At 64.0% G+C, this 13,891-nt stretch carries 15 protein-coding genes; 3 read left to right on the top strand and 12 right to left on the bottom strand.

All coding sequences use genetic code 11. From position 1 onward, the window contains the following. Positions 1–111: 111 nt before the first annotated feature. Positions 112–762 carry an ArsR family transcriptional regulator gene (locus AUJ55_02635; protein OIO60050.1) on the bottom strand — a complete coding sequence of 217 codons (651 nt, stop codon included), beginning with the start codon at positions 760–762 and terminating at the stop codon, positions 112–114. Positions 763–876: 114 nt separating this feature from the next. Between AUJ55_02635 and AUJ55_02630 the strand changes: the two genes are divergently transcribed. From AUJ55_02630 to AUJ55_02620, 3 genes are read left to right on the top strand one after another with little or no spacing between them, the layout of a single operon-like run. Next, the gene (locus AUJ55_02630) at positions 877–1,230 is read left to right on the top strand and encodes a hypothetical protein (protein ID OIO60049.1); all 354 of its coding nucleotides are present in this window, start codon (positions 877–879) and stop codon (positions 1,228–1,230) included. Between the two features lie 56 nt (positions 1,231–1,286). Next, entirely contained in the window at positions 1,287–2,018 is a 732-nt protein-coding gene (locus AUJ55_02625) for an MBL fold metallo-hydrolase (protein OIO60048.1), read from the top strand. Between the two features lie 3 nt (positions 2,019–2,021). Next, on the top strand, positions 2,022–3,311 hold the full coding sequence (locus AUJ55_02620) for an MFS transporter (protein OIO60047.1): 1,290 nt from the start codon (positions 2,022–2,024) through the stop codon (positions 3,309–3,311). Positions 3,312–3,325: 14 nt separating this feature from the next. On the opposite strand, the gene AUJ55_02615 is transcribed toward AUJ55_02620, so the two are convergent. From AUJ55_02615 to AUJ55_02565, 11 genes are all read right to left on the bottom strand, one after another. Continuing rightward, a complete protein-coding gene (locus tag AUJ55_02615) occupies positions 3,326–4,351 on the bottom strand; it encodes a hydrogenase expression/formation protein HypE (GenBank protein ID OIO60046.1) in 1,026 nt (341 codons plus the stop codon). 105 nt (positions 4,352–4,456) lie between these two features. Further along, complete coding sequence (locus tag AUJ55_02610) at positions 4,457–5,566, bottom strand: hydrogenase formation protein HypD (GenBank protein OIO60064.1); 1,110 nt, start codon at positions 5,564–5,566, stop codon at positions 4,457–4,459. A 52-nt stretch (positions 5,567–5,618) separates the two neighbouring features. After that, a complete protein-coding gene (locus AUJ55_02605; GenBank protein ID OIO60045.1) occupies positions 5,619–5,891 on the bottom strand; it encodes a hypothetical protein in 273 nt (90 codons plus the stop codon). 462 nt (positions 5,892–6,353) lie between these two features. Then, positions 6,354–6,599 carry a hypothetical protein gene (locus AUJ55_02600; GenBank protein OIO60044.1) on the bottom strand — a complete coding sequence of 82 codons (246 nt, stop codon included), beginning with the start codon at positions 6,597–6,599 and terminating at the stop codon, positions 6,354–6,356. Beyond that, complete coding sequence (locus AUJ55_02595) at positions 6,599–6,940, bottom strand: hydrogenase maturation nickel metallochaperone HypA (GenBank protein OIO60063.1); 342 nt, start codon at positions 6,938–6,940, stop codon at positions 6,599–6,601. Before AUJ55_02595 ends, AUJ55_02600 begins: the two co-directional genes overlap by 1 nt. 817 nt (positions 6,941–7,757) lie before the next feature. Further along, positions 7,758–8,195 (bottom strand): hypothetical protein, encoded by a 438-nt coding sequence (locus AUJ55_02590; GenBank protein ID OIO60043.1) that lies wholly within the window; start codon positions 8,193–8,195, stop codon positions 7,758–7,760. Continuing rightward, positions 8,192–9,064: a hypothetical protein gene (locus tag AUJ55_02585; protein ID OIO60042.1), complete on the bottom strand. Its 873-nt coding sequence runs from the start codon at positions 9,062–9,064 to the stop codon at positions 8,192–8,194. The genes AUJ55_02590 and AUJ55_02585 overlap by 4 nt, the downstream gene beginning before the upstream one ends. A gap of 173 nt (positions 9,065–9,237) precedes the next feature. Continuing rightward, on the bottom strand, positions 9,238–9,795 hold the full coding sequence (locus AUJ55_02580) for a hydrogenase expression/formation protein (protein ID OIO60041.1): 558 nt from the start codon (positions 9,793–9,795) through the stop codon (positions 9,238–9,240). A gap of 72 nt (positions 9,796–9,867) precedes the next feature. Next, on the bottom strand, positions 9,868–10,578 hold the full coding sequence (locus tag AUJ55_02575) for a Ni/Fe-hydrogenase, b-type cytochrome subunit (protein OIO60040.1): 711 nt from the start codon (positions 10,576–10,578) through the stop codon (positions 9,868–9,870). A gap of 301 nt (positions 10,579–10,879) precedes the next feature. Then, complete coding sequence (locus AUJ55_02570) at positions 10,880–12,670, bottom strand: hydrogenase (GenBank protein ID OIO60039.1); 1,791 nt, start codon at positions 12,668–12,670, stop codon at positions 10,880–10,882. After that, complete coding sequence (locus AUJ55_02565) at positions 12,667–13,755, bottom strand: uptake hydrogenase small subunit (GenBank protein ID OIO60038.1); 1,089 nt, start codon at positions 13,753–13,755, stop codon at positions 12,667–12,669. Before AUJ55_02565 ends, AUJ55_02570 begins: the two co-directional genes overlap by 4 nt. Between the last annotated feature and the right edge of the window lie 136 nt (positions 13,756–13,891).

Below are 13,891 nucleotides of genomic sequence, written 5' to 3'. Positions count from 1 at the left end.
TCCGTCAAAATACGGTCGGTACAAGGCATGGGATTCAATGCCGCAGATGATCGATGGCCTCTTGTTTGGGAGCCTACGGAACATGGCCCGCTTCACCTGCCTTCCAGATACCTATTGCCCGGCGACTGTCCACTCGGCGACCCCTTGGCGCAGCAACATGGCATCGAACCCCTCCTGCCGGAGCAAGGCGACCGCATCGGGCGCCATCAGGCACAGCGGCCCCCGGCAATAGGCGACGATGGGGCGGTCTTTGGGCAATTCGCCCAACCGTTGCCGCAATTCGTCCACCGGGATGGAGCGGGCAAAGGGAAGGTGGGCGTTCAAAAACTCCTGCGCTGGGCGCACGTCGAGCACCACCACCTCCCCCTTGCGGGCCGCCCGCAGCAGGCCGTCGCGGTCGCTGGCCACCCAATCGTTCGGCTGGGTCGCGATGGATGCGAGCGCCTGACGCAGCTCGATCAAGCGTCCCTCGGCCAGGGTGTGGATCCGCACCCACAGATCGGCCACCGCAGGATCGGCCAGCCGGTAATGGATGTTTTTACCCCGGCGTTCGGTCTGGACCAGATGCGCCATACGCAGGGCGCGCAGGTGGGCGCTGGCCAGTTTGACGGTGATGGCAGCCTCGGTCGCCAGCGTCTCGACGGTTTTCTCTCCCTGGCACAACAACTCGATCAATTCCAACCGTTTGGGGCTGGAAAACGCCTTGCCAATACGCGCCACCTGTTCGTAGAGCCGATCTTTGAGTTCGCGCCCGCCGCCCATGTTAATTCCAGTATCTAGTAGATTGTTTCATTGAAGCACCCGTAATTTGTCTTTTGTGTCGCAAAAAACTGGAATACATTCTTCATTCCTTTAGATCATACGCAGGAGGATGCCATGAAAACCCTCTTCATTGTGAACGCCCCCCCCTACGGCACCGAGTATGCCTACAACGCGCTGCGCCTGGCGGTGGCCTTGGCCGCCAGGCCGGACAACCAGGTGCGGCTGTTCTTGCTCGGCGACGGCGCCGCCTGCGCCAAATCGGGACAGAAGGTACCGGAGGGGTACTACAACATCCAGACCATGCTGGAGCGGGTGGCTCAGGCGGCGCCACAAAGCGTGGGGGTGTGTGGCGCCTGCATGAAGGCCCGGGGCATCGAGGCATCCGAACTCGTCCCAGGGGCCCATCAAGGAACCCTGGCCGAATTGGCCGGATGGACCGAATGGGCCGACAAGGTGCTGGTGTTCTGACCGAAACGGCCCCCGTAAGCGCCCGCGATTTCAATCCACAACACGAGAGGTGCCCCATGTTTTTCAAACAATTGGCAACAAAGGAGTCTTCACTTTCTTACCTCTTCGGCTGTGGTACCAAGGGCAAATCGCTGGCGGTGGATGTGGTCGCGGGCGACGAGGGGTGGTTTATCGAAGAGGCCAGGAGGAGCAACGTCGCCATCGACTACGTGATCGACACCCACGTCCACGCCGATCACTACTCCGGTGGCCGCAAGCTGGCCCAGATGGTGGGAGCCCCTTACGGCTTGCACACCTCGAACGTGGGGCGGGTGGGGTTCGATTTCGAGCCGCTCCACGATCAACAGATGCTCGACTTGGGCAACGTCGCGGTCGAGGTGCTGCATACCCCAGGTCACACCCCGGACAGCATCTGTCTGTTGGTCACCGACCTTAGGCGGGGGGGGGCGCCTTGGTTCGTGGTCACCGGCGACACCCTGTTCGTTGGTGCGGTTGGCCGCCCCGACCTGCTGGGGCGCGAGCGGGAGATGGCAGGGCAGCTTCACGACAGCCTCCATACCAAGCTGCTCGCTCTGCCGCACGAGGTCGAAATCTTCCCCGGCCATCAGGCGGGCAGCGTGTGCGGCGCTGGGCTTTCGGGCAAACCAAGCTCGACCATCGGTTTTGAAAAGCGTTGGAATCCCGCCCTGTTGTTGGACCGGGAGGCGTTCGTCGCCGGGTTGCTCCAAGAGATCCCCCCCCGCCCGGTCGACATGGCGAAGATCGTGGCCGCCAACCTGGCGGGTTAAGCGATGCACCACCCCCCCTTAACCCACGGCATTCGGGCCAACCTCGGCCAATTCCTGCATCAGCTCCTGCAAGTCATGCTGGTGGGTTTCACCATCGGCATGACCCGCACCGTGGTCCCCGCCCTGGCCGAATCCGAATTCGACGTTCCGAAGAACTCCTTCATGCTGCTGGCCGCCTTCGTGGTGGCCTTTGGCTTCGTCAAGGGGAGCCTCAATTTCGTGGCGGGCAGGCTCTCCGAGCGGATTGGGCGCAAACGGGTGCTGTTGCTCGGTTGGATCGCCGCGCTCCCCATCCCAGTCATGATTGGGTACGCCCCATCGTGGAACTGGATCGTCGCCGCCACGGTACTGCTGGGCATCAACCAGGGGCTGGCCTGGTCGATGACCCAAACCGCCAAGCTCGATTTCACCCGCGCCGACCAGCGCGGCCTGACCATCGGGATGAACGAGTTTTCGGGTTATGTCGGTTTGGCCCTGGCGGGGATCGCGACCGCCTACTTGGCCACGCTGGTGGGGGCGCGCAGCGGCCTGATGATCTTCGGCACGGTGACCATTTTTGCGGCGATTGGGCTAACCCTGCTGGGGGTTAAGGAGACCTTGCCTTGGGCGAGGATCGAGGCTGCGGCCCATGCATCCGGGCGGGTCGTCGGTCCCCAGCCCCGTTATCCGACCCACATTGGGACGAACCCAACCACCTGGGAGGTTTTTTCGCTGATGTCGTGGCGCGACCGACGGATGGCGGCCTTGTGCCAAGCAGGGTTGGTAGAAAAATTCGTCGATGCGCTGATCTGGGTGTTCTACCCGGTCTTTCTCTACCAGCGCGGCGTCGATCTGCCCGGCATCGGTTGGATCGTCGGGATCTACGGCCTGGTTTGGGGTGGGTCGCAGTTCTTCACCGGCAAGCTTTCCGACCATGTTGGCCGCCACAAACCCAACGTTGGGGGGATGTGGATCTGCGCTGTGGGGGTGGCGATGATGCTGCTGGGCGACGGGGTCGCGTGGTGGTCGTTGTCGGCAGCCGTGACCGGCTTCGGCATGGCGCTGCTTTATCCCAATCTGTCTGCCGCCGTCGCCGACATCGCCCATCCCGCGTGGCGCGGTTCGGCCATCGGTATCTACCGTTTTTGGCGCGATCTGGGCTACGGCATCGGCGGACTCGGTTTAGGCATCGCCGCCCACCTGGGCGGTTCGCTGGAGGCCGCCTTTGGATTTGTGGTCGGTTCGATGCTGCTTTCGGGGTTGGTGCTGGGGCTGCTGGGTGAGGAGACCCATCCTCGGCTTGCCCCCGCCTGAGCCGCCTTGGCGCTTCAACAAATCCTAGGCAACTGCTCCCCGGTCAACATATCGACGATGCGAGTCCCCCCGAAGGCGGTGGTCATCTGCACGAAGTGGCGGGGGTCCTCGACCACGCTTCCGATGATCGCCGCCTGTTCCCCCTTGGGGTGGGCGCGCATGGCGGCGAGCAGGGTTTGCGCTTCATCCGCCGGGCAGACCGCCACCAACCTTCCTTCGCAGGCGACATAAAGGGGATCGAGCCCCAGCAACTCGCAGGCGGCGACCACCGGCTCCTTGACCGGGATTTGGTTCTCTTCGATGCGGATGCCGACCTTGGCGCTGGCGGCGAACTCGTTGAGCACCGTCGCCAGCCCCCCCCGGGTCGGATCGCGCAGGCAGCGCAACGTCGGGACCGCCGTCGTCATGGCGGCGATCAGGTCGTTCAGGGACTGGGTGTCGGAGGTCAGATCGGTGGCGAAACTCAGGTTTTCGCGGGTCGACATGATCGCCGCCCCGTGGTCGCCGATGGAGCCGGAGATCAGCACCGCATCCCCCACTTGGATGCGATCAACCCCCACGCCGATCCCCTCGGGCACGACCCCAATCCCGGTGGTGGTGATGAAGATGCCGTCGCAGCCGCCCCGCTCCACCACCTTGGTGTCGCCCGCGACGATCCGCACCCCCGCTTCGCGTGCGGCATGACCCATCGATTCGACGATCTGTTTGAGTTCAACCAGCGGCAGCCCCTCCTCCAAAACGAAGGTGGCGGCAATAAAGAGGGGGCGCCCCCCCGACATGGCCACGTCGTTGACGGTGCCGTGGATCGACAGCCCCCCGATGTCGCCGCCGGGGAAAAACCGAGGGGAGACCACGTGGGCGTCGGTCGCCATCACCACCCGTCCGGGGGGGAGGTCGAGGTGGGCGAAGTCGCCTCGGCGGTCGAGTTCGGCGTCGGCAAAAACGGCGGCGAACAGTTCGTCGATCAACTGCGCCATCGCCCGTCCGCCGCCGCCGTGGTTCATTTCGATGCGGCCGTGGGTCCAGTCAAGGTGGGGCATGGGGGCCTCGGGGTTGAATTCAGAAAGGTGTGGGAGCGCCGCCTCGGCGCGATTGCTTGCTACAAATAATCGCGCCGAGGCGGCGCTCCCACACGTTATTCCGGGTTAACCGGCGGACTGATGTCTGCCATACCGGTAATACGCCGCGCAGGCCCCCTCCGACGAAACCATGCACGACCCCAGCGGAGTCTCGGGGGTGCAGGCGGTGGCGAAGACCTTGCAGTCCTGGGGTTTGATCTGACCCCGCAAGACGCTGGCGCACTGGCAGGCGGGGTGGTCGCTGGCGACGATGGGCTCAAGATCAAAGCGGCGTTCGGCGTCCCAGTCGTGCCACTCAGGGCGCAGCTCAAGGGCGCTGCTTGGAATCGCCCCCAGGCCGCGCCATTCGAAGCGGTCGCGCACCTGAAACACCCGGTCGATCACCGTCTGCGCCTTCACATTCCCCTCTTCCCCTACCGCCCGGGCGAATTCGTTTTCGACCTCGGCCCTGCCTGAGTTCACCTGGCGCACCAACATCAAAATTGCCTGCAAAACGTCGAGTGGCTCGAAACCCGAGATCACCACCGGCTTGCCGAACGCGTCGGGGACGAAGCGGTAGGCGCGGGTGCCGATGATGGTGCTGACGTGGCTGGGGCCGACGAAGCCATCGAGCGGCACCCCCTCAATCCCCAGGATCGCCCGCATGGCGGGGGGGGTCATGACGTGGTTGCAGAAGAGGCTGAAGTTGGTCAGCCCCTGCGCTTGGGCTTGCAGCAGGGCGCTTGCGCTCATCGGGGTGGTGGTTTCGAAGCCGATGGCGAAGAAGGCGACTTGGCGGTTGGGGTTTTGCCGGGCGATTTCAAGGGCGTCGAGGGTCGAGTAGACCATGCGCACATCGGCCCCCCGCGCCTTGGCGGTGAGTAGGCTGACCTTGCCCGAGCCCGGCACCCGCAGCATGTCGGCATACGAGGCCAGGATCACCCCCGGCTTTTGGGCCAGTTGCACCGCCATGTCGACCCGGCCGATGGGGAGCACGCAGACCGGGCAGCCGGGGCCGTGGACCATCTCGACGTTGGAAGGGAGCAGGGTTTCGATGCCGTAGCGGAAGATGGCGTGGGTGTGGCCGCCGCAGAACTCCATAAAGCGGTAGTGGCGGGCGGGGGTGGCCTCTTTTTGGATCTGGGCCGCGACCGCTTGGGCGACGGCGCCGTTGCGGTATTCGTCGATGTATTTCATGGGCATGGGTTTGCTCTTGTCCCGTGCAGGGGGGATCTGCGGCGCCCCATCCTCACCCCTCCATCCCCGCCATCGCCTGCTCGATGGTCGCCTTGAGCTCGGCATCCCCCATCGCCTCGGCGACCTCCAAGAACGACTCGTAACTCTCCCTCGCCGATTGGGGGTCGATTTTCGAGATGGCGAAACCGACGTGGACAATCAGGTAGTCACCCAGCTCGGCATCCACCATCGAGATGTTGACCGGACGGCGGACGCCGCCGATGTCGACCACCGCCATTTCGGGGGGGGTGAGTTCGATGACGCGGGCGGGGATGGCTAGGCACATGGCGAGGCTCGTTGGTTGATCGAATCGACAAGATCAAAAGCGACTCACGCGAAAGCCGCGAAGGACGCGAAGAAAATCAAGTACAGCACCGAGCTCGAAACAAAACGTGAGGGGGTTTCCGCGAACGGTTATGAGTTCTTAGACACGGATTGGCTCGTCATGGCAATCAACTTGTTGGAGCGCCGCCCTCGGCGCGATTGCTTTAACGCTTGTAAGCGCGCCCTTTTGGGGCAAAGCGAATGGAGTTCAGAGCCAAAACCCAGACCCGTGGACGAGATCCCCCATGTGTGTTCGACCGCTGCACCCGTGGCTGTGGGAGGCGACTTCTGTCGCCGAACGGGGGGGCCCGGTGCATTTACCCCATGGCTCGGGAGGTCTTCCCCTCGGTTGCCAACATCGATCCGGTTGAGGCTACGCTTCGGCGACAGAAGTCGCCTCCCACAGGTTTTTGCGCGCCCCTTCCTAAGCCCCCCGATAGACCATTTTCATGTAGCGATCCCCCGCCGCCAACTCCTCCAGCATTTGCTCGATCCGCTTCTGCCGGGTTCCGGGCCGCTTGGCCCGGGCGATCCAGCCCAGATAGTCGTTCTGCTGGTAGGGGGGGCGGGCGCGGTAGCGGGTCATCAACCCCCGCGCTTCGAGCAGGGCGGCGATGTCGCCCGGCATCGGTTGGATCTCACGGCTGAGCTTGGAAAAGTCGCGCTCCATCAATCGACCTCCAGGTCTTTGATCCGCAATTCCTCCCCCCCCGTGACGTGAAGCTGATACCCGCCGCAGTCGGGGCAAGGATCAAAGCGCTGGGCGATGGTGACCTCCTTGGAGCAGACCAGACACCACCCTTTGGCGGGGATGTTCAGGATCTCCAATTCGGCCCCGTCGGCCAGGGTGCCACGGGTGACGATGTCGAAGCAAAAGGCCATCGCCTCCGGCTCAACCCCCCCCAGGGCGCCGATTTCCAGCCGCACCTTGCGCACCTTGGTGTAGTGCTGGATGCGGGCTTGTTCCGCGATGATCTGGACCAGCGACTCGGCCAAGGACATTTCGTGCATGGGATCCGCCATTGTTTCAAATAACGCGCCGAGGGCGGCGTTCCTACCGACCCGGACAGAGCCATTCCGGAGCGCCACGGCGAACCCGGAATGCACCAACACCGCCCCCGACCAGTGGCAACAACCGGGATGACGCAACGACCGTTTGTTTTTTTGTAGGAGCGGTCCCTGACCGCGAACCGATGAACCCCGAGGGTCCACTTGGCCCGCCGTTCGGCGTCGGGGACGCCTCCTACAAATTTCTCAGACGCAACGACCGTTTGTTTTTTTGTAGGAGCGGTCCCTGACCGCGAACCGATGAACCCCGAGGGCCCACTTGGCCCGCCGTTCGGCGTCGGGGACGCCTCCTACAAATTCCTCAGACGCAACGACCGTTTGTTTTTTGTAGGAGCGGTCCCCGACCGCGAACCGATGAACCCCGAGGGCCCATTTGGCCCACCGTTCGGCGTCGGGGACGCCTCCTACAAATTCCTCAGAGGCAACGACCGTTTGTTTTTTTGTAGGAGCGGTCCCTGACCGCGAACCGATGAACCCCGAGGGTCCACTTGGCCCGCCGTTCGGCGTCGGGGAGGCCTCCTACAAATTCCTCAAACGCAACGACCGTTTGTTTTTTTGTAGGATCGGTCCCTGACCGCGAACCGATGAACCCCGATGGTCCACTTGGCCCGCCGTTCGGCGTCGGGGACGCCTCCTACAAATTCCTCAGGCGCAACGACCGTTTGTTTTTTTGTAGGAGCGGTCCCTGACCGCGAACCGATGAACCCCGAGGGTCCATTTGGCCCGCCGTTCGGCGTCGGGGAGGCCTCCTGCAAATTCCTCAGCCCCCGAACCGCCCCCGCAAAAAATCCCGCCTGCTTTGCGCCACCGGCGCGGGCTCCGGGCGGCGCAGCGCCCGCTCCAGCACCGCCAGCGCCTCGGCGACCGCCGCCGCCTGATCTGCAAACCGGAACATCGGGGATTCCAGCCCCGAAGACCACCAGCGTCCAATCCCCTGTTCGTCAGTGGGGGTGGCGGGAAAGGTGGCGCCGGGCAAGGTGAGGTGCCCTTGGGTTTGAAGCGTTTCGGGGATCTCTTCTAGACCGGGGATGAAGATCAGATTCATGAACCAGGGGGTGATCAGGACGCCGAGACGGCCACCCTCCCAATCGCAAAAACCGACCGCCTCGACCTGCAAACCGGGGTGGAGGATGGGGACATCCTGCATCCGCTCGCGCTGCACCCAGGCAAACCAGTCGGCCAGTTCTACCTCGGTCACGAGGCGATCATCTCCCGGTATTCGCGCACCGTCCGGGTCAGCCGGTCGCGGCTGTCGGCCAGATCCTCGACCGTCGCCTGCGCCGCCTGGGGCAGGTGGACCACCTCCATGGTGTTGAGGATCGGCTGGTCCTGGGTGTTGAAGTACTGCACCCACCAAGCGTGGCGTAGCCCGGTGCGGGTGATGCGGCAGTTGCCGTATCCCTTGCTCAAAATACTCACCCCGCCCCGGCCCAGGGCTGCGTCGAGCAGGTCGAAATCGCGGGGGGTCATCGGGAGTAGGGTGAAGTTGAGGATGTGGGGGGGCGACTCCGGGGTGACCTCGGCGGACGCCGCGCCGATCTCGGCCAACACCGGGAAGAGGTTCATCACCCCCTCGGGCAGAGGATCGGGGGCCGTTTCGGGCAGGGTCACACTCGGCAGGGTCGGCAGCAGGTCAAGCAGGGCGGCGGGCAGCGGCCCGACCTCGATGTGGACCTCATCCCCTTGGCGCACCTGCCACACCCCGGCGTAGACCGACTCTTGAATGACGATGCCGTGGGTGGTGGTGATGCGCACCTCCCCCTCGCCCAGCAGTTGGGAGACCAGCTCCCGGTCGGCTTGAGGCAGTTCGTTCAGCAGGATGGGGGAGGGGCTGTCCCCTTGGGCCGCCTCGGCCAGTGCCGCGACGGTTTCCTCCAGTGCCGCCCAGCCCTGGGTGCAGGCGGCGACCGCCTCGGGATCGGGCAGGATGGGGGGATGGAAGGTCTCCATGGGGCCGGGAACCGGCATAAAATCGAGCCCCTCGTCGTCCATGCCCGCGATGGGGTTTCCAGTGGCGCCGAGGGGGGAGGAAGAGGGAGACACGACCGGGATGGGAAAGGGTTTCACGGGGGCTCCTGGGTTGGTTGAGGCACGTCCGTGCAGGATGTCTTGGCCCCTCTCCCTTCCTGGGGAGGGCTGTTCCAACCGAGGTTGTAGGAGCGGCGCCCTCGCCGCGATGCCGTCCTCCCGTTCTGCCGAAACGGCTCGGCCCGAGGGTGGGCCTCCCACACGCTGGGGCCTTACCCCCTGGCCTCGTAAGCCTCCATCGTCAGGCTCTGCAAGGTCAACCCTTCCAGCGGCGGCGTGCTGCGGGGCACCGGTTCGATCCCCCATGCGCGCAACACCTCCAGCGCCACCACAATCGCCCGCTCCATCGCCTCTTTAACGATGGGGCGCAGTGAGCCGCCGTAGTCTTCCAGCTCTTCGGGTTGTACCCCAATCAACACCATCGGATCGGGCAGGGCGTCGAGCAGGTCGGCGGCGGCGATCACCTCTTGAAAGCCGGTCTGGTGCAGGCTCATTTTCTTGGCCCCCATAAACCGAGGCACCTCGTCGCCCGCCACCACCTTCATCGTCCCCGGTTTCAGGCCGTAGTCGATGGCGTCGAAAACCAGCAGCCGGTCGGCCGCTTGCAGATGCTGCACCAGGTAGAGCCCCTGGGTGCCGCCGTCCATCAGGGTGACCGAGTTGGGGAAGGCGAAGCGGTCGTGCAGCTCCTCGACCACCCGCACCCCGAACCCCTCGTCGGCCCAAAGGATGTTGCCGATGCCCAAAATCAAGGTGCTCGGTGCGCTCATAAGGGCCTCAAAAAAAAGCCGGACGGATCGACAGGCCAGATCCGTCCGGCAATAAAGGAACCCGGAAGGTTCTCAATCTCGAAAGGTTCTCCACCCGGAAATCATGGTGCTCACCGAGCTTTGCCGGCTCATCACATCCTCTCGGAAGGCGATGTACACGTGCATGACGACGAAGACCAGAATCCACCACATCGCCAGGTGGTGCCAGGTGTGCACATCCTGGCTTTGTCCCATGCAGGCGATCACCCAGCCAAAGAGCAGGTCGGCCCAGCTGCCGCGTCCCAACCCTTCGGAATACAGGGCGAAGCCGGTGAGGATCATGAAGATCGCCCCCACTACGAACAGGCCGAACATCGCCAGTTGCGCCGCCGGATTGTGGCCGGCGTGGGGCACGTCTTTGTCGTCGAGGAGCAGGTACCAGCGCACCGATTTTTTCAGGTCGTCCCACCACTCGGCCCGCCACACCGGGACGATGAAGAGCTCCCGGGCGTAGCCGTTGCCGACAATGGCCCAGTAGACCCGAACCATAAAGGCGATGGCGAAGATGTAGGCGGCGGCGAAGTGGATGAAACGCACCGTCCCCATCAGGTAGTGCTCGCTTGCCTCCCCCGTCACCGAGGGGAGAGGGGAGCCGATCAAATAACCGGTCACCGCCAACGCCACGATGGTGGTGGCGTTGATCCAGTGCCACAAACGGACCGGCGCCTCGTACACATAGACGGCGCGGGCCGGAAGGGTCGGAACAGACAGGTCGGACATAACGCAGACCTCCGTAAATTCCATGGGTCGGGCCGAAGCGACAGGGGAATAGGGCGTCGCTTCGGCCCATAAGAACCAGCGTTGGGGCCATCCCCCCGGGTCATCCCGGAGGTCATGGAGGGCTTGAGATTAGGGTTCCCACTCGCTCGGCCATTTCATCGACTCAGCTTCGCTTCGGCGACAGAAGCCGCCTCCCACAAGGCTCAGGCGCGGCGCCTTGTTCAAAGCATTCCACCGGCTTGTGGGAGCGGACTTCTGTCCGCGAATGAACGGGCAACACCATCCCTCCCGAGCCTGCCTTCATCGAAGGCAAGCCCACCCCCTCTTACCGCACCTTCACCGAAACCTGCTCCCCGTCGGGGGTCATGATGTGGGTCGAGCAGGCCAGGCAGGGATCGAAGCTGTGCAGGGTGCGCAAAATCTCAAGCGGTTGATCGGCCTTGGCGACCGGGGTGCCGAGCAATGCAGCCTCGAAGGCGCCGATGTTCCCCTCTTCATCCCGGGGCGAGCCGTTCCAGGTGGTGGGGACCACCGCCTGGTAGTTGGCGATCTTGCCGCTTTCGACCACGACCCAATGCCCCAACGCGCCACGGGGCGCCTCGGTGAAGCCGACCCCCTGACCCTTCGCCGGCCAGGCGGCGGGATCCCATTTGGCGGTGTTGGCGGTGGCCAGGTTGCCCGCCTTGACGTTGGCGACCAGACGCTCCTGATACATCTTGAGTTTCTGCGCCGCCCAGGAGCACTCCAGACCGCGAGCGGCGGTCCGCCCCAAGGTCGAGAACAGCGCCGTGACCGGTACGTCGAGGGTCTTGAGCACCATCTCCACCGGCTCTTTAAACTCAGGGTTGCCCTGGGCGTAGCCGATGATGTAGCGGGCCAGGGGACCGACCTCCATGGCGTGACCGCGCCAGCGCGGCGCCTTGAGCCAGCTGTACTTGGCGCTCTCGTCAATCTGCTCGATGTTGGTTTTGCTCCCCTTGGTGTTCGGCCCCAGCTCGAAGTTGGGCTCGGTCACCCCCTCGAAGGGGTGGAGCGATTTCTGGCCATTGGGGTAGGTGTACCAGGAGTGGGCGATGTGCTCCCGGATCTGCTCCGGGTCGCGCAGATCGACCTCGTGCACCTCGCTGAGCTTGCCGTTGATGATGGCGCCACGGGGCAGCAGCAAACTGGAGGCCGAGTAATCGTTGGCCCTGTCGGGGATGTCGCCGTACGACAGCACGTTCATGCTCGACAGCCCGCCGCCGTGCAGCCAGTCCTTGTAGAACCCGGCAATCGCCAGCAGATCGGGGATGTAGACCTTGTCGATGAACTCGATGGTACGGTCGATGATGGAACTGACCAGGTTGAGCCGCTCCATGTTGATCGCCCCCACCGCCCCGGTGGAGTCGACGTTGATCGCGCAGGGGACGCCGCCCACCAGCCAGTTGGGATGGGGGTTTTTGCCGCCGTAGACCGTATGGATCTTGACGATCTCCTTCTGGAAATCGAGCGCCTCCAGGTAGTGGGCCACCGCCATCAGGTTGGCTTCGGGGGGCAGCTTGTAGGCGGGGTTGCCCCAGTAGCCGTTGCTGAAGATCCCGAGCTGGCCGCTCTCGACGAAGCGCTTCAAACGATCCTGCACATCCTTGAAATAACCTGGGGAGGACATCGGCCAGGATGAGATCGACTGCGCCAGCGCCGAGGTCGCCTTGGGATCGGCCTTCAGGGCGCTGACCACATCGACCCAATCGAGGGCGTGCAGGTGGTAGAAGTGGACCAGGTGATCGTGGGCGTACAAGGTCAACTGCATGATGTTGCGGATGATGTTGGCGTTGTCGGGGATTTGAATCCCCAGCGCATCCTCCACCGCCCGCACCGAGGTCAAGGCGTGGGTGCCGGTGCAGACGCCGCAAATCCGCTGGGTGAAGGCCCAGGCGTCGCGGGGATCGCGCCCTTTGAGGATCACCTCCAGCCCGCGCCACATGGTGCCGGTCGAAACCGCGTTGGTGATGACCCCTTGTTCGTTCAGGTTCACCTCGCAGCGCATGTGCCCTTCGATCCGGGTGACCGGATCGACCACGACGCGGCGGCCGGAATCGTTCAACGCAAAGCCGTTGGGGGTGGTCACGGTGCTCATTGGTCGCTCCCTTGCTCTTGGTCACTGGGCTTTTTGGTGCTGCCCTTTTTCACCGCGCTGGCCACCGCGTGGGCACCCACCGCAAGTCCGGTGGCGGCGGCGGCCCAACCGCCGATCTGGTCGGCGTTGCCCTCGATGCCGAAACCCGAGACCTTGGTCAGCCGGTCGTAGAACGAGCCTTTATCCCAGAAGCCATCTTCAGAACAGCCGATGCAGCCGTGGCCCGACTGAATCGGGAAGGAGACCCCGTCGTTCCAACGCACGGTCGAGCAGGCGTTGTAGGTGGTCGGTCCCTTGCAGCCCATCTTGTACAGGCAGTACCCCTTGCGAGCCCCCTCGTCGTCCCACGATTCCACGTACTGCCCGGCGTCGAAGTGGGGGCGGCGGTAGCATTTGTCATGGATGCGCTGCCCGTAAAACATGGCCGGGCGTCCGTTGCGGTCGAGTTCGGGCAGGCGGCCAAAGGTGAGCACGTAGGTCACCACGGCGGTCATCACCTCGGCGATGGGGGGGCAGCCGGGAACCTTGATGATCGGCTTGTCGGTGATGACTTCGTGGACCGGGGTGGCGCGGGTGGGATTGGGGTAGGCGGCCTGCACACACCCGTTGGAGGCGCACGATCCCCACGAGATCACCGCCATGGCGTCCTTGGAATAGCGGCGCAGCTGCTCGACGAAGGGTTTGCCCCCGACGATGCAGTACATCCCATCGTTGTTCAGCGGCGGATTGCCCTCCACAGCCAGGATGTAATTGCCTTTGTACTTGGTGGAGATCTCTTCGAGGATCGCCTCGGCCTGATGCCCGGCGGCGGCCATGATGGTGTCGTCGTAATCGAGCGAGATCATCGACAACACCACATCCTTGACCAGGGGGTGGGCGGAGCGGATGAACGATTCCGAGCAGCAGGTGCATTCCAGCCCGTGCAGCCAGAGCACCGGAATGCGCGGTTTGGTCTCCATCGCCTCGGCGATGCGCCCGGCGTAGTAGGGCGAAAGCCCCAACGCCGCGGCGGTCAAGCTGCAATACTTCAAAAAGCTACGGCGAGAGATCCCCTGCCGCCGCATGACCTCGTAAAAGGTCTCCATACGCCACCCCCTTGTGTGTTGTGGCATCGACCCGAGGGGCGGTGCCTTGTAGGTTCGGGTTACTCGTTGGGGGTGGGCTTGAACAAGAAGCGGGCCAAGGGGGAAGGGCGAGGTAGGACGGGGGGTTGGGGGTGGG

Source organism: Proteobacteria bacterium CG1_02_64_396, from assembly GCA_001872725.1.
In the GTDB taxonomy this organism is placed as follows: Bacteria; Pseudomonadota; MNWR01; order CG1-02-64-396; family CG1-02-64-396; genus CG1-02-64-396.
The sequence above is the reverse complement of the archived record's forward strand: the minus strand, read 5'-3'. Positions and strand labels throughout refer to the sequence as shown.